An 18,399-nucleotide genomic window follows, 5' to 3' on the forward strand; every position below is an offset into this window, starting at 1 on the left:
GAAGTATTTTTTAAAATAAAGTCCGTTAAAAAGTAAATATTAGTTTTTGCCTAAAAAAGCAAATTCTTAACTTTATTTCTTTTTACCCCTGCTTAGTTTAAAATATTTGTATACAACACCTTATCAGGTGCTGTAATTATATACTGCTCCAAAAGAGTGATCAGTATTAACTTCTATAACTAAATCAACAGTGGAAGATGTAATCAACGGCTTGATGAATAATTCTGGGTGCAATGCTCGCCAAAAATACTTGACAAATTCTTCTATTTCTGCATCAGTCATGCCTGGCTTCCCAGTAGCAATCATTTGCTTTTCTGCCTGTTTACGCCACTCTAAAGAACAGCGATAATCGGTGGGATAGAGGACAATTAAACTATCTAACTGCTGCCAAAGTGGGAGATAATTTCTGAGTTGATCATTCATGTCACGAGCAAAAACTCGGTCTTCGTCTGTGATAATCGGTGGTGGTGCATTGGTAAAAGCTTCTGGATCAATTGGTTGCACACCGACAAACCAGCCTTCAAATAAGACAATATCTACATTTTCCACTATTTCTGGGGTAGTGCGATCGCCTGCACCTGAGTAAGCCGATTTATCAAAGCGGGAAACGCTCACAGGACTATTGCCTTGGCGAAGCTGATCAAGTAAACTTAAACCTAAGTCGATATCGTGGGTTCCTGGTGGTCCTCGCCAAATCAAACGGGGATCTTGCTGCATTAAAGCCAAGCGATCGCTATAAGTTTTGTACAAGTCATCCAAAGATAAACTCAAAGTCCGGTATCCCAACTGCTGGAGAATCAAACTGAGAATCCGCGACATTGTAGTTTTACCAGTCCCTTGTCCACCTAAAATCCCCTGAATCAGAGGTCTACCCAAATCTTTGCGACTAGATGCGATCTTGATTCCCAAAGGTAGCCATAAATCCCACAACACCTGTAACATTGTCTGAGGCGGAATTTGCAGGTCATTTTGGCAAAATTGACTAAAAGTAGGTAAAAATAAACGGAGTAAATGCGATAACGTTCGCGGAGCGTGTGCTTTGCACTCAGATGACCGGAGGTATCGCTCTTGAATGACTTGGGATACATTGTCCGGGGTAATATTAAAAAATTTTGCCCTCAAAGAATCTACTAGTGCTGATTCTTGTGCCAAATCTTGCCAAGATGGGTCAGTTGCACCCGTGATCAAAATTTCATTTAACCAATCACTAGTCATAATCAGCACCCTAACCAAAAAATCATGAACCCAGCTTAAATGCTTCTAAAAATAGACTATAGATAAAACCAACCTTGAGTAAATTGAGTGATTCTACCCAAAGAGCTTGTCTTACAAAAAAGCTGCGACTATAAAATATCCTGCTGGTAATTTCCGTCAGCAAGACTAAAAAAGCAGCAACCACAATATCCAATTCTGCCTTTTGTCCAGCCGTAGTAGATACCGCAGAACCGAGAAAAAAACCAAACAACCAACTAATTAACAATAGTGATAATCGCCGCCAAGGATTGATAAACCATTGCCCCAAGCTCCTAGCAATGGTATCTAATAGAGTGTTAAGACGAGTATTTTGCATTGACTAAACTGGGGGTTAAAATGTAAGTATTCAGAATAGAGAATACAGAAGACGCTACGCAGACCTGCGGTTCAGGAGAATTAAGGCTTTGTTAGTAAACTTTGATGATTTTGATAAAATCTCACCTCTCTCTATTCTTCATTTCATCAGCATTCTGAACCGAAGGTCTGCGTAGCGTCTCCTGACTCCTGAATTCTTACGTTAAAATTAAATTAGTTATCAGTTTTTCCTGTCACCTGTTTGTTCAGGTCATCGGATTTTAGTCTCAGCTTAGTTTAATGTTGTTATAAATAGCTCTTGGGTTTTCAGTGTACATCAAAAATTATACAAACCACCATCTTGAGTCATACATATTTCCAAAAAATTACTGCCCCATAGGGTGGTATCTCCCAGCCTTCCAGGGTTATCTTAAATATAAAGCGTGAAGTATCCAAGATGAAATTTACCTTCTAACTTAGGAGATTACTAACAATCAACTTTGTTAGCAGTAATATCTGACTGGCAAAAATGATGTTTTGTAACCTTCATCATGGATTTATTAACATATAGGAGTTACGCATTGACAAAAAATATTGAATATGTATGTCCGTAAAAATCACATTTATCGTAGGGGTAAAGCGCAGTGCTAAACCCCTACCCCACGCTTAATTTATCGGTAAAAATAGAATTAGTTGCAGCCTGAAATAAGGTATTTTGGTGAACGCATATCATGATTGATTTGTACAGTGCGTAAGTCCTAACATAAATCCTCTTAATTATCACCATGTCTAATATGGTTAAGACACTTTAATTCCCATGTGGAATTATCGACTACCCTGCGGTTAAGGCTAATAAAAATCTTATCTCTAAACACTATCATTATGAAATCTGCCATGTATCGTAACTTCACTATTGTCGGCTGTGCATTGGGGCTATTAGGACTAATGATGGGATGCCTAGAAATGACTGTATCATTTGATTCTAAAAAACCAGAAATATCATCAACAATTCCTCAAGCAACCTCCACATTAAAGCAGAGGACATCCGCACCTCCTGCTTCAGAAGAAGTGATATCTGCTAATGCAGCTAATGGCACAACTAGCCCAAGCAAGCAATTAGAAAAACCCAGTCCAGAAAACTCACCTCATGTCTTGGCATATCAGCCTAACTCCGCTAATAAAAGCAAAAGCTTAGGCAGTTTGCGAATGAGTAATCAAACAAATCAGCCTGTACGTCTAGCCCTATTAGCGCAACAGTCAGCAGTTCAAAACTCCTCCCAGAGCAAAAGCAAATATAATATTCCGGCTCATTGGGATTTTGCTCCCCAAGAAGGTAGTCAGAAGGGTTTAATTTTATCCCTGCCACAGGGTAATCTAAAACTAGAACAGGGAGATATTTTAGTGGCTTTTGCTCAAGATGGTTCTCGACGCTATTGGGGACCTTATGTTATTGGGGAAACTTCCTCACCCAAATGGAATTCCCAAACCAAAGAATGGCAATTGCTACTAACTCCATAATTGGTATTAGTAAGTTGGCAAAAATGTCTAATGTAAACCCAGAGAATAATAGTTTATCCGGTCGAGAAATTTATCAAAGAATATGTAACAACATTCAAAAAGTGATGAAAGGGCAATCAGCAGCAATTAGAAAATTGCTGTCAGCTTTTGCTAGTGGTGGACACGTCCTGTTAGAAGACTATCCTGGAACTGGTAAAACTACTTTAGCAAAAGCTTTAGCATCCTCTGTCGATGTGAGATTCAAACGCATTCAATTTACACCAGACCTGTTACCATCAGATATCCTGGGTGTTTCTATTTTAAATCCCCATGAACAAACCTTTAATTTCCATGAAGGTCCAATTTTTGCTCATATTGTTTTAGCTGACGAAATCAACCGCGCCTCACCCCGTACCCAGTCAGCACTATTAGAAGCAATGGCAGAATTTCAAGTTACTGTTGATGGGAATTTGCGAAAACTCAAAGATCCATTTTTTGTCATTGCTACTCAAAACCCAGTCGAATCTCGTGGTACTTATCCTCTTCCCGAAGCCCAAATGGATCGGTTTGCGCTTCAATTTAGTCTAGGATACATATCACCGGAAGACGAAGTAAACCTCCTCTCAGACCAAATCCAACAACATCCCATTGACACACTTCAATCATGCGTTGACCTAGAAGACATTATCATCTTAAAACAGCAAGTTAAAAAAATTAGAATCAGTGAAGAGTTAAAACGCTATCTTGTAGAAATTATCAATGCTACTCGTGCGGTGGAAGGTGTGCAATTAGGAGCTAGTCCTGGAGCCTCTATTACCTTAATGAAAATTGCTCAAGCATTGGCTTTATTTGATGGTTATGAATTTGTCACACCAGAACATATTCAAGAACTTGCAGTATCAGTTATTGCTCACCGACTAGTCATGGAACCTCAAGCACGTTTTTCTGGTAGAACCGCAGCAGGTGTTGTTGAAGATATTCTCAAATCTGTCCCTGTTCCTACTTGATGTTCTATCGCAGGGAACAGGGAAGAGGGGGATTGAAAATGTTTTTGAAATTATAGATTTAGGAGTAAATAAACTATGAATACATCTATACCTCTCAATCCAGCTTATGACGAAATTATTAAGTTCATCGCCGGTGGAGTTACACCCCAAAGCCTGATTGAATTTCAACCATCAGAATCAGTAAAAGAACGAGTTGCTGACTTAATCTTTCGTGAAAAGAATGAAACTCTTTCTGCTGAAGATAAATCAGAACTTGATCATTATATGGTACTTGAACATTTACTTAGACTAGCAAAAGCTCATGCTCATAAATTTATTACAGAGGAGTAATTAAAACTGAATATGGATCGCCCTTATTTAAATAAAGAACTGCGTCGCTTAGTAGCAAATCGGGCTGATTATTTATGTGAATATTGTCTAATTCAAGAAGAAGATACGGTTTTAGGTTGTACCGTAGATCATATTATCAGTATTAAACATGGCGGTTCTTCTAATGAAGATAATTTAGCTTATTGTTGTGTATTTTGTAATCGTTTTAAAGGAAGCAATATTGGTTCAATTCTTTGGGAAACTAAGGAATTTGTCAGATTTTATAATCCTCGTTGGGATAATTGGGGTCAGCATTTTAAAATCAATGATTTTCGGATTGAATCCATAACAAGTATAGGAGAAGTAACAGCAAGAATCTTAGGTTTTAATGATCAGCCCCGTTTATTAGAACGCCAAATTTTAATTTCCAAGAAAAGATATCCTTCTCCATTAGCCTTGAAAAGAATAAATCTCTAAAATAAACTCTTAAAAATGAGAGCTTAAAAATGAAATGCAAAAAATCATATATCGTATTTACTATTTTAGTTCAGCAATTCAACATAAACTCAAAAAAAGAGTTACTATCAGTGGCTTTGCAGTAATTTTTTGCCTGATTTTTTCTGCATCTTTGGGTTTGGATACTAACCAAAGTATGACTTATCAAATATTTACTTTCTTAGTATCAATTGTCCTCATTTCTATAATTTATACATTGTTATTCCGCTACCGTTTTCAGGGGAATAGAACTCTACCCAAATTTGCAACCGTGGGGAGCAAACTAAAGTATCGCCTTGTTATTCATAACAAAACCAACAAGATTCAAACTAAACTCAAACTATTTGAAAATTTTGCTGACCCTCGTCCGACTTGGAAAGAATTCCTAGAAACCCCAGAACCTGGGGAAGATAAACGCACTGACATTGATATAAAATTAGGATCTTATCGGTGGTTATGGCTAGTTGCTCGCAAACAATGCGGAACCGCAAAAACAATAGAATTACCCCCACTTTTACCTCACAGCAAAACAGAAATTATGGGTGAAATAACACCCATCCATAGAGGTGTAATGAGGTTTATAGGTATGACAGTAGCACGACCAGATCCTTTTGGCCTTCTTAATGCTTGTCAAACTATTTCTTTACCGCAATCTTTATTAATTCTCCCCAAATTATATAACCTACCACCAATTCAACTTCCTGGTTTCAGGAAATATCAATCTGGTGGAGTAGCTTTAGCATCATCTGTAGGAGACTCAGAGGAATTTAGGTCTTTACGAGAATATCGACCTGGGGACTCATTACGTAAAATTCACTGGAAAAGTTGGGCAAAAATCGGTAAACCAATTGTTAAAGAAGAACAGGATGAGTTTTTTGTCCGTCATGCATTAATTTTAGATACATTTCAAAGTGTGAAATATAGCGAGACTTTAGAATCAGCAATATCAATAGCAGCTTCATTAGCTTCTGAAGTGCAAACTCAAGAATCTTTATTAGATTTAATGTTTGTCGGAAACGAAGCTTATTGTTTTACCTTTGGTAGAGGAATTAGCCATACTGAAAAAATGTTAGAAATCATGGCTTCTGTAGTTGCGTGTCGAGACAAATCTTTTGATTCACTTATTCCAGTTGTGCTGGATAAAATTTCCCTGTTAAGTGGGTGTATCTGCATATTTATTGCTTGGGACGAACAGAGAAAAAAATTAGTTAGTTATCTCAATAAAATGGGTGTTAATACATTAGTTTTAATTCTCACTAACAACCCAGATAATTTAGAAAAAATTGAATTTAGGCAATATCAATTAGCCAAATTTCATATTTTAAAGTTAGACAAAATACAAGAGGATTTAATGCAGCTATGAAAATACCACCTTTTTTGCTTTGTGCTGCTTTAATCTTTTGGGGTTTGCAAACAGGATTATGGATTTTTGCCATACCAATGGCTATAATTCTCGAAGGCTCTCGCTTGATGCAATCACGTTGGGATTTTTCTACTGATGACATCAAACGTATTGCTAATTTATGCTTCATTATTCTGGTGACTTTAACCGTTTATCTGATAATTTACAATCGTTCTTTTTACCTTGTATATAGTCTTTTACAATGGCTACCATTAGCATTTTTTCCTCTGGTAGCTGCTCAGACATATTCTCTAAACGACAACATCAATTTCACCACACTTTTTATCACATTTTATGATGCTAAAACAGGAGAGCAAAGCAATAGATTTTCTCTTAATTTAGCTTATCCATATTTTGCTTTTTGTATTTTAGGTGCTAGTAACGCTAATACTAAAGATATATTTTTTTATATCGGGATGTTTATACTTTCAGCTATTGCACTTTGGAATGTGCGTTCCCCAAGATTTTCACCTATTATCTGGCTTTGTTTGTTTCTCACTGCGGGAAGTGTGGGATTTGTAGGACAAATAGGACTACATCAACTTCATAATAAAGTAGAAGAGCAGGTAGTATCATGGTTTAGCGATGCTATTGGACAAGAGATAAATGCTTTCAAGAAAGAAACAAGTATGGGAGAAATTGGAGTTTTAAAGCAGTCCAATGATATTGTTTTTAGGGTATCTTCCCCGACTCAAAATAATTCTCCTTCACTGCTGAGAGAAGCAACTTATAATAAATATCAATCTTCTTTGTGGATAGCATTAAATCCTGAATTCACTCCCGTTAAACCAGAAATTAATAATACAACTTGGCGGTTAGAAAATCAATCTAAGAGTAATTCAATGCTAACTATTTATGGAACACTTAATAATGGTAAAGGAGTTTTAAGGTTAGCTGATGGCACATTTGAAATCAATGATTTACCAGTTAGCGAAATGGAAAAAAACAAATATGGCACGGTTAAAGTAGCAGGAAAAGTTAATGATATTGCTTACAAAATAAAATTTAATCAGCAATTTTCTTTAGATAGTCCACCGACAACAGATGATTTACAAATTCCGAAAGCTGAAAAATCAGCAATAGATGAGATAGTTAATAAACTCGATATTAGAGGAAAATCATCCCAACAAATTTTACAAATTGTAGACGCATTTTTACTCAAAAATTATAGTTATTCACTCCAATTCACAAGTAAAGATAATGCTTCCACACCTTTATCAACATTTTTACTAAAAACTCGTGCTGGACATTGTGAATATTTTGCTAGTGCAACCACATTACTTATGCGTGCGTTAGGAATTCCAGCGCGTTATGCTGTCGGGTATTCTGTTCACGAATTTAGCAACTTAGAAAAGCAATATATTGTCCGCAGTCGTCATGGTCATGCTTGGACAATGGTATATATAGATGGTAATTGGCAAGCGTTTGATACTACACCATCTGACTGGACAAGTATTGAAGATGCAACTGTTGGAAAATGGACATTTATATCTGATTTATGGTCGTTTTTGGGTTTCACATTTTCCAGTTGGTTACGAAACTTGAGAAGTAGTAATGTATTTAAATATGTTTGGTGGTTATTGCTGCCATTTATATTAATTCTGGTGCGTAAGTTGGCTCCTCAAAAAGGGGTGCGACGTGTATTTAAGAAACAGATTTTCCCAGAAATAAATAATAAATATGACTTAATTAATCAGGATTCTGAATTTTATTTAATTGAGAATAAATTAAATGAGTTAGGATTTATACGTCAGCCTTCAGAGTCTTTAAAGAACTGGATAGAAAGGCTACAACAGGAAATGCCTGGATCTCATTTTCTTGAGGATTTATCATTGCTGATTGAACTACATTATCGCTATCGTTTTGATCCTCAAGGGATTAAAGAACCCGAAAGAGCAGGATTAAAATCTGCTGTGCAATTATGGTTAGATAAATATGGCAATCCTCAGAGTGGATTGATGTAGAGACAGAAAATTATCCGTCTCTGCCAATATGCCTTACAGTGAAATTTGTAGTTTAATAGTCGTTAACGCAGACAGCGTGTTGGTGGCAGTTCATTACCTAAATTATATGGATAAAGCCGCTTGAAATCCACGATAGCTTGGCGGTAGCGTATTGGTTGACCGAATCTTGTACCTTTACCAAAGGGGATAGCCTTGGCAACTTGTAAAATTCCTTCCTTGTCCCAATTTACTAACCGCGAACCTTGAGCTTTGGCAGGTATACTCTGACGACCAATACCACGAATAATTTCTAATCCTTCACCGTAAAAGCGATCTTTAAAAGTGCCTTGCAAACATAGTGATTCTTCCCCTAATGTTCTAGTGTCGTAATAAGTACCAACAACTTGATTTCCTTGTTTCCGAAATAAAAAGCAATCACCAATTATCGCATCTGGAGGAGCTACATTACTTGATTTGGGTTGTTGACTACAAAAGCGATGGTTGCCATTAGGAAGTATGTTTAAATTAAGAGCGACAGGTTGGGATAGACTCTTAGAACCATTCATCGCACTGCACAGCAGCACAGCTACAGTTATCAATGGCAATGTAAATGGATAATAACGGTTCATATTGCTGTAAGTAAGTAGGTATGCTGTGATTACATAGTTAGATACAGGTGCGTTAGATGCTTTCCAGATATGTTTGTCCTGACAAATAGAAATTATGCACCAAGATTATTTGTGGAGATATGGTGTGGGCTGTGGTGAGAACAAAATCGAACTTACTAACGACTTTTGAATTATGGTGTTGGTGTATGAGAAAGACGCGATTCACCGTGTCTGTGAGTATGGATTTATGAGGCTGAAATTGAGCGTTACCCGCCCTGTTGAGCAAATTTTTAACAAGATAGAACAGCGTCCAGCCCTTGCTGTGACTATTTCAATTGTATGGTTGCTGCTGATTAACTGGATAGCTTTTGGATGGAATTTGGGCAACGTTGGCTTGATTGATGAAACTGAGCCGCTGTTTGCTGAGGCCTCCCGGCAAATGCTAGTTACAGGTGATTGGATTACTCCATTTTTTAATGGTGAAACTCGGTTTGACAAACCAGCGTTAATTTATTGGTGTCAAGCGATCGCATATTCTATTATGGGGGTGAATGAGTGGGCAGCCCGTATCCCTTCCGCACTGGCAGCAACGGCTGTAACTGCTTTGGCATTTTACGTTGTCCAGTGGCATTTTGCCAAAAAAGATGAATTAGAGCCAGTTGCAAATCCTACTCGTCGTTACTTAACAGCTGCTGTGGCATCGGCTTTAATGGCACTTAACCCCGAAATGATTGTTTGGGGTAGAGTCGGTGTTTCGGATATGTTACTGACCGGTTGCATGGCATCTGCTTTGCTATGCTTCTTTCTAGGATACGCTCAAAAATCTGCTCCTTCCCCTTTCCCCAATAAATGGTATTTGGCTTGTTATGTATTGATTGCTGGGGCAATTTTAACTAAAGGGCCAGTCGGAATTGTGTTACCCGGACTGATTATGATTGCCTTTGCTGTATATTTGGGCAAATTCTGGGAACTGTGGCGAGAAATGCGTCCTATCTTAGGAATGGGGATAGTTTTCGCTATATCTGCTCCCTGGTATATCTTGGTGACTTGGCGCAATGGCTGGAATTTTATTAATGCCTTTTTTGGTTATCACAACATAGAACGCTTTACAGAAGTCGTTAATGGTCACTCAGCCCCTTGGTATTTTTACTTTTTAGTCGTGTTGTTGGGTTTTGCACCATACTCAGTGTACATCCCCGCATCCATAGCTAGGTTAAAATTTTGGCAGCGATCGCACTGGCTCAACCAGGAACGTTCTCAACAATTGGGTTTATTTGCTTGTTTCTGGTTTTTTGGTGTCTTTGGTTTTTTTAGCATTGCTGTCACTAAACTCCCCAGCTACCTTTTACCTTTAATGCCAGCGACAGCGATTTTGGTAGCATTATTTTGGAGTGACCTTTTTCCAAATCCCCAAATCCCCAAATCCCTTAAATCTTTCAATATCAGTAGCTGGGTAAATGTTGCCTTTTTATCCACATTATCAGTAGGACTATTTAACCTATCCAAGTTAGTAGGTACTGATCCTGCTGCACCTGAATTATACGAACTCATTGAAAAGTCAGGGTTTACAAATTTGGGAGGGATAATTTGGCTGGTTGGTGCTGTTAGTATCGCGGCGTTAATCTTGAGTCATCGTCTGCGTCCCATCATTTTTATGAATTTAATAGGGTTTGTGGCATTTTTATCAGTGGTGTTAATGCCTACTTTGTTTGTGATGGATCAACAGCGTCAGCTACCTTTAAGAGAATTATCTGCGATCGCACGCCAAGAAAAACAACCCAATGAAGAATTAGTCATGGTCGGTTTCAAAAAACCCACTGTAACTTTCTACAGTCAAAAAACCGTTAATTACCTGAAATTTTCCCAACAGGCACTAGACTATATTCAAAATCAAGCAACTGCGAAAATCCGTCCACCATCAGTAATACTTCTGACGGAACAGAAAAAGTTGCTGGAAATGAACTTACCACCAGATAATTACAAGAACATAGCCACCAAAGGAGCTTATAATCTAATTCGCATCCCTTTTAAGAACAGCAAAAAAGAAAAACTGGACATTTCGTAATTCGTAATTCGTAATTCGTAATTCGTAATTCGTAATTCGTAATTCGTAATTCGTAATTCGTCAACAGGGAACAGGGAACAGGGAATAAATAGGCAGGAGGCAGGAGGCAGGAGGCAGGGAGCAGGAAGTAATTATTTCTCCCCATCTCCCCATCTCCCCATCCTCACAAGGGTAGGTATTTTACATTGTCGTGAGGGCTAGACTTGGTGGACAAGGAAGGACAGTGGACAAGGGAGGAAAACCGTACAAAATCATATTCTCTTGGTAACAAGAATAGTCCGTCAAAAGACCATTGTGCGTATAAAATCTTCCTTGTCTACCTTCCCTCCTTGTCTTCCAAGTCCTGCCTTCACAGATAATATTAAAAACCTACCCTTGTGAGATCTCCCCATCTCCCCATCTCCCCATCTCCCCATCTCCCCATCTCCGTGTCCCCGCGTCTCCTCTTCCCCGCGTCCCCGCGTCTCCTCTTCCCCGCGTCCCCGCGTCTGTCCATTTGTATCAATCTTAAAGTGAAACTTTATCACCTGTCTCCTTTTGCCAAAGCTTGATTGATCTGACTTAATAAGTCTTCCATGGAGATAGAACGAGGTAATATCTGGGTGGCAATACCGCCAGTTAGCTGTTCTAACTCAGCAACTACATTATTGTGTCGAGACTGATTGCCGTTTTTTTTCATTTGTCCAATTTCTGTATGTTTTACCTGATTTAATCTTTGGTCAAGAACTAAAATTGGTGGCAAATTCAACGGTAAATCTGACAAAGCTTGGAGTGCTTTTTGCGTTTCTTTATGAATTGCCGATTCTCCCAAACAAATTAGTAGTAAATCAACACTTTGGTGGCGAATTTGTTGCAGAACTTCTGCCCAGCAGTTACCCATAGATGCTTTAAAACCGGCAGTTTGTAAATATTGAATTAAAGCTTGGAACCACTCAGATCCCCGTTCTGTATTTGAGGAAGATGAACCCCGTCTGTACTCACCTGTGATAGAGGAGTTTCTTTCTAACCGATAACCCTTCACTTGCTTAGGTCTTACCTGTGGTAAATCACGCAGCATAGTGACATCGACCACTAAAATATTAGGAGGACAGCTAAGACCAGAAGCAATTTGCAACACTGACAATAAAGCATCTGGTTTTCCTTTGCGACTACCGTCTTGTTTACTTAATGGAATTAAGCAAGGAAACACACCTAATCCTGGTATTTGGGAAGCTACCAAGGTAGTGGCTACATCACAAGTTACCAGTGGTAAAGCTGCCAAGCGTGGGTGCTTAGTCAACTGTTGCAGGTAATTTTGGGCGGTAGAACTTTCCACATCTAGCAAAACCACATCAAATTGCCACACTCGCGCTAAAAGTTCGGCCTGATCTAGATCATCTACTTCAATCACCCGATGTTCTCGGAGTGAAGAGTTAGGAGTGACAGATTCTAATTCTGGATTTACCAATCTGAGAATACGCAGGGGAGTTTTTGTGGGTATGATTTCGTTATTTTCTAAACCTATCTGCTCAACTTCTGATGCAGCACACAATCTTTCTAAAATTGGTAATAATCCCGAATGCTCTACTGGTAAGCTGACAAAATCATCGGCTCGGTTAGCAAATGCCTGTTCTTTTTCTGCACCTGTAGCTGTGACAATAACAGGAATATGGCGAGTTGCACTATCAGATTTGAGTAAAGTCAGCACATCCCAGCCTGACAGTAGGGGTAACAACGGATTCAAGAATATAGTTTTCGGTTGCAAGCGTCGGGCTTTTTCTAGTGCTTCTGTTCCCGAACGAGCAATCACCACCCGATAACCTAAACCTTTCAGATGTTGAGTCAAGTCTTCAATATATCCGGCTACTGCCTCGACTACTAACACTAAGCGTTGGGAGGAAACCGATTGATGTGATTCTGAATTTCCTGGCTCTGATTCCGCAAAACTTGTCTTTGGCGGACTGGGTGGCAATAATAGTGTAAACTGGCTACCTTTGCCTTCACGAGACAAAAAGCTGACATCTCCACCATGTAGGCGAGCTAATGCCCTTGTTAATACTAGCCCCAAACCGGTGCCTTCAAATTGGCGAGTGAGGGGATTTTCGAGTTGTTGGAATTTTTGAAATATTAAATGTTGTTGATGTTCGGGAATGCCAATGCCAGTATCCCAGACTGTAAAAGCAATCCACCCTTCCCAACGATTTACCCGCAGTCCAATTTCTCCAGAAATTTCCGTGAACTTAAAGGCGTTGGAAAGTAAGTGTACCAGCATCTGACGCAAGCGTAATTCATCTGCTACCATCTGCTCTAAGCCTGGTTCAATGGTGAGACTGAATTGGTGATCGTCCGGTGAACGTTTAGTTTCGGCTTGGTAAGATTGGCTAGTTTTGCTGGTTTGATTGTGGAGTGTTTTTACTTCTAATAAAGCGCGATCGCACACTTCCTTAATTTTAACTGGGGACGGAGTCAGTTCCATCTGTCCAGTTTCCATCCTTGTCAAATCCAAAATGTCATTAACCACACTCATCAAATGACGGCCACTTTGATGAATTAAGCCTGCATAACGGGCTTGACGCTCGTTTAGTTCTCCTAATTGTTGATCTACCAGTAACCTAGACAAGCCCAAAACTGCCGTCAGCGGTGTTTTCAGTTCATGGCTAATACAAGCTAAAAACTCATCTTTTAAGCGATTTAGTTGAATCAAATCGGCGTTTTTTGCTGCTAGTTCTTTGCAAAGCTGTTGCTGTTCGGTTACATCAGTTGCTAAGACTAACCACAGCTTTTCATTGCCCAGTTCCGGGTTCTGACTGCTGAGTGTCACTTCAGACTCCGCACTCCAGACTTTTAACTCAGGACCATCTAAAGGGATTTTGGCAAATTGCCAAATTCGCTCCTGACCATTTTGTACTTCCACAACACAAGTACAAGTTCCTAGTTGAGAATCTAAGTAACAGTAGCTAGATGCACTATTCCCCGGTACGGGTTGCTCTTGCATCATTGGTAAAACAGATGGTGCGTAAGGGGGTAAGCCTTCTTGGGGAGTAGCTGCATTCATTAGCGACCAGCAACCGGAGGAGTCAGTGTGGGCGCTATCATCCTCTGAATGCAGTTTAGCTGGGGACGGGGATACTTCGCTTTCACTGACTCTACCATTGGTATACACTTTAACTGCTTGTTGATCGGCGTATTCTTGGTGTTGAGAATATTCTGGGGCAAGTATGGCCTCTACCTGTTGCCTAATTCCTTCTGCATCTTTTAAAACTCCCAATTGTTGCCACCAAGCTGGATTTTGCGTCACCACTTCTCCAGTACTTGTTTGCAACATTAAAGGCCAAGGCAGCCTTTCCAACAACTGCACTAGGGGATTGTGTGTAATTAGCTGGTGTTTATTTTGTTTGTAATCAGTTCTCTTCGCATTACCATCACCTTTTTGGGCAGTCCCTTGGGTGGTAGAAACAAGTGCTACTTTTTCCTGAGCTAAGAATCGCAGTAAGCGTGAGCTATCCAGCAGCCCCAAAAATTTTTCTTCTGCATCAACCAATGCCCAATCTAGGTTGCGGTTTTTTTGGGTTTGTTGGTAACGCAAAAACAAGCTAAATTTTTCTAGATGATCACAAATGGGTATTTTATGTATTGGCTCAATCAGAGTTGGGCTTAAGGTTGAGATTGGCTGCTGTAAATTGAGAAATTCCTCACCACTGGCTGCTGCCAATAATTTGGGGATTAAACGAGCAGAGTACAACAATCCTATGGGGCATTGCTGTTGATTCACCACTACCAAGCGATCGCACTGCTCTTTCTCTAAAATCTCCAGCACCACTGCCAGAGTGCTTGTTTCTGGGCAGCTGGGTACGGTTGCTAGAAAGTCATAAAGCGGGTACTGTAGCATTAACATAGGGCTTAGGGGGTCATTCTTCCTGTGGTTACTTTTGGCATAAACATCTACCAAAGTGCTGATGGTCTTTATGCCTGAAGCAATATCCTCCAAGAAGAGTCACATAAGCGATTTTCGTGACATTTGAAAGGATATTGAAACAATCAACTCGGCTCTGACGGACAATTGGTTGCCTCCAACAATTCCCAAGGTGCTGCTTTCCGAGTCCCACTCTTTTGGACTAGCGATCATCCTCACCAGCACAATACTGGTGTTGAAACTCTTCATCGATAGTTACAGCTAGAACAATTATCGCTCCAAAGATTCGTTTTAGAACCTTGAGGAATTATAATGATTTAGAATGAAACGATGCTTTAACTTTGTTTATGTATCTTATCAAGGAGTGAAATAAAAATATCTATATTTAGATAGATATACATACTACACATCACCATCCAGCTACTACATATTTTGATGTTAAACGCTTCATCAACTACCTAGTACAACAAGGCGTAAGTTAAGCAACCATTAAAAATACTGAAAAAGCCTGTTTAATCTACTTTTTTAATTTTTAATTGTTAATTTTTAATTCCGCCCTGCGGTACTAGTTATACCACTCGTTTGCGGCAACTCCCTTTTTGTGTGGTTACTCCTAAATTTTTGTTGACAAAAAGCGTTTCTTAGCCAGTCCTTACTTAAAAGCTTTTACAAAACTTAATTAACCCATACATCTTATGTTTGGGCAATCATCCTAAATATATAGGACTCCTGATTTTTGTGTATCCCTGACGGGAGCGTATGGCTAACGCCACGCCAGCTAGAGCCAAAGTGGCCTGCGCTCTGCACTTCCAAAAAATTAGTATCCTTATTTCTTGTTAAGAGTTAAGAGTCTCCATGAGTAAATATGGCTACGTCACCCAAGCTATCAGTAATTAAATATTAGTCCTATATAAGCAATAAATGCTATTACCAATATTGATTTTGCTACCAGATGTTAAAAAAAATTTATATGCCCCCGTTGATAAGATCAATCTACGAGGTTTAATTGGGCAAATGTGGAACCTCATTGATCATATTATTTCCCAAATGTGGTGTTTTTGTTTTCCCACTACTATCCCTGTTAACATATACTATTTAGATAAAAAACCGCCAAAAAACCACAATCAACATTTAAATAATCATGAAAAATATAACCATGTATTAGCCTGTAACAAGCCAAAAAACCAGCAGTCATTTCAGCAAATGAGTCAAGCTGATAAGCAGGAATTATTAGAGCAACTGAAATCAGATTACCGCCAAATTCTTATACGTTACTATCTTACAGACAAAACTCTGCAATCTAGCATTGATAGATTTATCAATGCCTTATTTTATGCTAATATTCCTGTGCCAAAAATTATAGAAATTCACATGGAACTTATTGATGAATTTTCCAAGCAGCTTAAATTAGAAGGAAGGAGCGACGAAACATTACTTGATTACAGACTGACATTAATAGATATTTTGGCAAATCTCTGTGAAGCCTATAGAAGTGCAGTTTCTAAAATCAACTGAAGAGACTCAAATCCTCACTTCATCGTCGCTAACTTCAGACAAATGCATCAGCATATTTTGTATTCCTATTCTCAGAACTAGCCTGTACCTTTATGAATAAATCCAAAAAAACCTATGTTCTCAAGCTGTATGTAGCCGGGAACACTCCCAACTCCGTGAGAGCATTAAACACACTCAAAAACATATTAGAACAAGAATTCAAAGGTGTTTATGCTTTAAAAGTAATCGATGTCCTCAAAAACCCCCAACTAGCAGAAGAAGATAAAATATTAGCCACACCGACATTATCAAAGATTTTGCCGCCCCCAGTCCGCAAAATAATCGGAGATCTTTCAGATAGAGAAAGAGTTTTGATAGGATTAGATTTACTCTATGAAGAATTGAGTGACGAAGACTGGGAAGAATAAAACTATTTTTCATAAAAACCGAGTCCAAATTTTAGTAATTTAAAAACCAGGGTTAAATACCCAGATGTGATAAAAAAATGAGTTACAAAGATCCAAAAGAGCCAAAAAATCCACTCATTGGGGGTGTAGAGAAAATTCGCACAATGATCGAGGGCTTTGACGATATTAGTCATGGCGGTTTACCAGTTGGTAGAACAACCTTAGTCAGCGGAACTTCTGGTACAGGTAAAACTTTATTATCTCTACAATTTCTGTATAATGGCATTACCTACTTTGATGAACCAGGAGTATTTGTTACCTTCGAGGAATCACCCAGTGATATTATTAAAAATGCTCATATTTTTGGCTGGAATTTACAACGACTGATTGAAGAAGGAAAACTGTTTATTCTCGATGCATCACCTGATCCAGAAGGTCAAGATATCGTTGGTAACTTTGATCTTTCAGCCCTAATTGAACGCTTACAATATGCGATTCGCAAATACAAAGCTCATCGAGTTTCCATTGACTCAATCACAGCAGTATTTCAACAATATGAAGCCGTAGGAGTAGTAAGACGAGAAATTTTTCGGCTAGTAGCACGACTCAAACAACTAAGCGTTACCACTATAATTACCACAGAGCGTGGTGAAGAATATGGGCCAGTTGCTTCCTTTGGGGTAGAAGAATTTGTCTCTGACAATGTAGTAATTGTTCGCAACGTTTTAGAAGGAGAACGCCGCCGCCGCACAATTGAAATTCTCAAATTGCGTGGTACAACCCACATGAAAGGCGAATATCCATTCACGATTACAAATGCAGGAGTCAATATTTTCCCATTAGGAGCAATGCGTTTAACACAAAGGTCTTCAAATGTTCGCGTATCTTCTGGAGTCAAAACCCTGGATGAAATGTGTGGTGGTGGTTTCTTTAAAGACTCGATTATTTTAGCCACAGGAGCCACAGGTACTGGTAAAACACTGTTAGTCAGCAAGTTTATTCAAGATGGCTGTGTGAGCGGCGAGCGGGCGATATTATTTGCTTATGAAGAATCCCGCGCTCAACTGTCTCGTAATGCTTATTCTTGGGGAATTGACTTTGAGGAATTAGAACACCAAGGTTTATTAAAAATAATTTGTACATATCCCGAATCCACCGGTTTAGAAGATCACTTGCAAATTATTAAATCAGAAATTGCCGATTTTAAGCCAGCCCGAATTGCTATTGATTCCCTTTCAGCACTAGCTAGAGGCGTAAGTAATAATGCTTTTCGCCAATTTGTGATTGGTGTTACAGGTTATGCTAAACAAGAAGAGATTACTGGTTTCTTTACTAACACCAGTGACCAATTTATGGGGTCACATTCCATTACTGACTCTCACATTTCCACGATTACTGATACAATTTTAATGTTGCAGTATGTAGAAATTCATGGTGAAATGTCGCGGGCAATCAACGTCTTTAAAATGCGGGGTTCGTGGCACGATAAGGGGATTCGGGAGTACAATATTACGGCTGATGGGCCTAATATTAAAGATTCGTTCCGTAATTACGAACGAATTGTCAGTGGCGCTCCTACCCGCGTTAGCATAGACGAAAAGGCAGAACTTTCTCGCATTGTCAAACGTTTTGAAGAAAAACAAAGTTCTGATTCTTAAATTCGTTGGGAAAGCCTGCACTGTAACGCCTAAGCGTTCAGCGTCGGGTAATTCACTGTCGTGCTATATTCTGT

15 protein-coding genes are annotated in these 18,399 nt (G+C 39.0%); 10 read left to right on the forward strand and 5 right to left on the reverse strand.

The features are described from left to right. Window positions 1-123 precede the first annotated feature (123 nt). Together H6G59_RS18045 and H6G59_RS18050 are read right to left on the reverse strand one after the other, a co-directional pair. Complete coding sequence (locus H6G59_RS18045; protein ID WP_190716802.1) at window positions 124-1,215, reverse strand: glycerate kinase; 1,092 nt, start codon at window positions 1,213-1,215, stop codon at window positions 124-126. A gap of 22 nt (window positions 1,216-1,237) precedes the next feature. Then, window positions 1,238-1,570: a DUF565 domain-containing protein gene (locus H6G59_RS18050; protein ID WP_190716804.1), complete on the reverse strand. Its 333-nt coding sequence runs from the start codon at window positions 1,568-1,570 to the stop codon at window positions 1,238-1,240. A gap of 860 nt (window positions 1,571-2,430) precedes the next feature. Between H6G59_RS18050 and H6G59_RS18055 the strand changes: the two genes are divergently transcribed. The 6 genes from H6G59_RS18055 to H6G59_RS18080 all read left to right on the forward strand — a co-directional run bounded on the left by H6G59_RS18055 (window position 2,431) and on the right by H6G59_RS18080 (window position 8,222). Beyond that, a complete protein-coding gene (locus tag H6G59_RS18055) occupies window positions 2,431-3,066 on the forward strand; it encodes a hypothetical protein (RefSeq protein WP_190716806.1) in 636 nt (211 codons plus the stop codon). Continuing rightward, a complete protein-coding gene (locus tag H6G59_RS18060) occupies window positions 3,021-4,052 on the forward strand; it encodes an AAA family ATPase (RefSeq protein ID WP_242038912.1) in 1,032 nt (343 codons plus the stop codon). Before H6G59_RS18055 ends, H6G59_RS18060 begins: the two co-directional genes overlap by 46 nt. A gap of 75 nt (window positions 4,053-4,127) precedes the next feature. Beyond that, the gene (locus tag H6G59_RS18065) at window positions 4,128-4,382 is read left to right on the forward strand and encodes a hypothetical protein (RefSeq protein WP_190716808.1); all 255 of its coding nucleotides are present in this window, start codon (window positions 4,128-4,130) and stop codon (window positions 4,380-4,382) included. Window positions 4,383-4,394: 12 nt separating this feature from the next. Next, complete coding sequence (locus H6G59_RS18070; protein WP_190716809.1) at window positions 4,395-4,838, forward strand: HNH endonuclease; 444 nt, start codon at window positions 4,395-4,397, stop codon at window positions 4,836-4,838. 34 nt (window positions 4,839-4,872) lie between these two features. Continuing rightward, the gene (locus tag H6G59_RS18075; RefSeq protein ID WP_190716811.1) at window positions 4,873-6,219 is read left to right on the forward strand and encodes a DUF58 domain-containing protein; all 1,347 of its coding nucleotides are present in this window, start codon (window positions 4,873-4,875) and stop codon (window positions 6,217-6,219) included. Continuing rightward, complete coding sequence (locus H6G59_RS18080) at window positions 6,216-8,222, forward strand: transglutaminase-like domain-containing protein (protein WP_190716814.1); 2,007 nt, start codon at window positions 6,216-6,218, stop codon at window positions 8,220-8,222. Before H6G59_RS18075 ends, H6G59_RS18080 begins: the two co-directional genes overlap by 4 nt. Window positions 8,223-8,284: 62 nt before the next feature. Here H6G59_RS18080 and H6G59_RS18085 read toward each other — a convergent pair whose 3' ends face one another. Next, window positions 8,285-8,830 carry a hypothetical protein gene (locus H6G59_RS18085; RefSeq protein ID WP_190716816.1) on the reverse strand — a complete coding sequence of 182 codons (546 nt, stop codon included), beginning with the start codon at window positions 8,828-8,830 and terminating at the stop codon, window positions 8,285-8,287. Window positions 8,831-9,056: 226 nt separating this feature from the next. Between H6G59_RS18085 and H6G59_RS18090 the strand changes: the two genes are divergently transcribed. Further along, the gene (locus tag H6G59_RS18090) at window positions 9,057-10,874 is read left to right on the forward strand and encodes an ArnT family glycosyltransferase (RefSeq protein WP_190716870.1); all 1,818 of its coding nucleotides are present in this window, start codon (window positions 9,057-9,059) and stop codon (window positions 10,872-10,874) included. Between the two features lie 281 nt (window positions 10,875-11,155). Here the strand turns inward: H6G59_RS18090 and H6G59_RS18095 are convergent, their stop codons facing one another. Together H6G59_RS18095 and H6G59_RS18100 are read right to left on the reverse strand one after the other, a co-directional pair. Continuing rightward, window positions 11,156-11,401 (reverse strand): hypothetical protein, encoded by a 246-nt coding sequence (locus tag H6G59_RS18095; RefSeq protein ID WP_190716879.1) that lies wholly within the window; start codon window positions 11,399-11,401, stop codon window positions 11,156-11,158. After that, window positions 11,398-14,748 (reverse strand): ATP-binding protein, encoded by a 3,351-nt coding sequence (locus tag H6G59_RS18100; protein WP_190716818.1) that lies wholly within the window; start codon window positions 14,746-14,748, stop codon window positions 11,398-11,400. The genes H6G59_RS18095 and H6G59_RS18100 overlap by 4 nt, the downstream gene beginning before the upstream one ends. A gap of 939 nt (window positions 14,749-15,687) precedes the next feature. On the opposite strand from H6G59_RS18100, the gene H6G59_RS18105 reads away from it, so the two are divergent. The 3 genes from H6G59_RS18105 (at window position 15,688) to kaiC (ending at window position 18,325) form a co-directional block, all read left to right on the forward strand. Next, complete coding sequence (locus tag H6G59_RS18105) at window positions 15,688-16,281, forward strand: KaiA family protein (RefSeq protein ID WP_190716820.1); 594 nt, start codon at window positions 15,688-15,690, stop codon at window positions 16,279-16,281. A gap of 92 nt (window positions 16,282-16,373) precedes the next feature. After that, window positions 16,374-16,688 (forward strand): circadian clock protein KaiB, encoded by a 315-nt coding sequence (kaiB, locus tag H6G59_RS18110; RefSeq protein WP_190716823.1) that lies wholly within the window; start codon window positions 16,374-16,376, stop codon window positions 16,686-16,688. 77 nt (window positions 16,689-16,765) lie between these two features. After that, entirely contained in the window at window positions 16,766-18,325 is a 1,560-nt protein-coding gene (gene kaiC, locus H6G59_RS18115; RefSeq protein ID WP_190716825.1) for a circadian clock protein KaiC, read from the forward strand. The last annotated feature ends 74 nt before the right edge of the window (window positions 18,326-18,399 follow it).

The organism is Anabaena lutea FACHB-196 (genome assembly GCF_014698305.1).
Taxonomy (GTDB): Bacteria; Cyanobacteriota; Cyanobacteriia; order Cyanobacteriales; family Nostocaceae; genus Anabaena; species Anabaena lutea.

What these genes read in the sequence shown, in the direction of transcription:
- H6G59_RS18070 (WP_190716809.1), top strand. Translation starts at nt 4,395, where the DNA reads ATGGATCGCCCTTATTTAAATAAAGAACTGCGTCGCTTAGTAGCAAAT.
- H6G59_RS18075 (WP_190716811.1), top strand. Translation starts at nt 4,873, where the DNA reads ATGCAAAAAATCATATATCGTATTTACTATTTTAGTTCAGCAATTCAA.
- H6G59_RS18080 (WP_190716814.1), top strand. Translation starts at nt 6,216, where the DNA reads ATGAAAATACCACCTTTTTTGCTTTGTGCTGCTTTAATCTTTTGGGGT.
- H6G59_RS18060 (WP_242038912.1), top strand. Translation starts at nt 3,021, where the DNA reads ATGGAATTCCCAAACCAAAGAATGGCAATTGCTACTAACTCCATAATT.
- kaiC (WP_190716825.1), top strand. Translation starts at nt 16,766, where the DNA reads ATGAGTTACAAAGATCCAAAAGAGCCAAAAAATCCACTCATTGGGGGT.
- H6G59_RS18045 (WP_190716802.1), bottom strand. Translation starts at nt 1,215, where the DNA reads ATGACTAGTGATTGGTTAAATGAAATTTTGATCACGGGTGCAACTGAC.
- H6G59_RS18055 (WP_190716806.1), top strand. Translation starts at nt 2,431, where the DNA reads ATGAAATCTGCCATGTATCGTAACTTCACTATTGTCGGCTGTGCATTG.
- kaiB (WP_190716823.1), top strand. Translation starts at nt 16,374, where the DNA reads ATGAATAAATCCAAAAAAACCTATGTTCTCAAGCTGTATGTAGCCGGG.
- H6G59_RS18100 (WP_190716818.1), bottom strand. Translation starts at nt 14,748, where the DNA reads ATGTTAATGCTACAGTACCCGCTTTATGACTTTCTAGCAACCGTACCC.
- H6G59_RS18085 (WP_190716816.1), bottom strand. Translation starts at nt 8,830, where the DNA reads ATGAACCGTTATTATCCATTTACATTGCCATTGATAACTGTAGCTGTG.
- H6G59_RS18050 (WP_190716804.1), bottom strand. Translation starts at nt 1,570, where the DNA reads ATGCAAAATACTCGTCTTAACACTCTATTAGATACCATTGCTAGGAGC.
- H6G59_RS18090 (WP_190716870.1), top strand. Translation starts at nt 9,057, where the DNA reads ATGAGGCTGAAATTGAGCGTTACCCGCCCTGTTGAGCAAATTTTTAAC.
- H6G59_RS18065 (WP_190716808.1), top strand. Translation starts at nt 4,128, where the DNA reads ATGAATACATCTATACCTCTCAATCCAGCTTATGACGAAATTATTAAG.
- H6G59_RS18105 (WP_190716820.1), top strand. Translation starts at nt 15,688, where the DNA reads ATGCTATTACCAATATTGATTTTGCTACCAGATGTTAAAAAAAATTTA.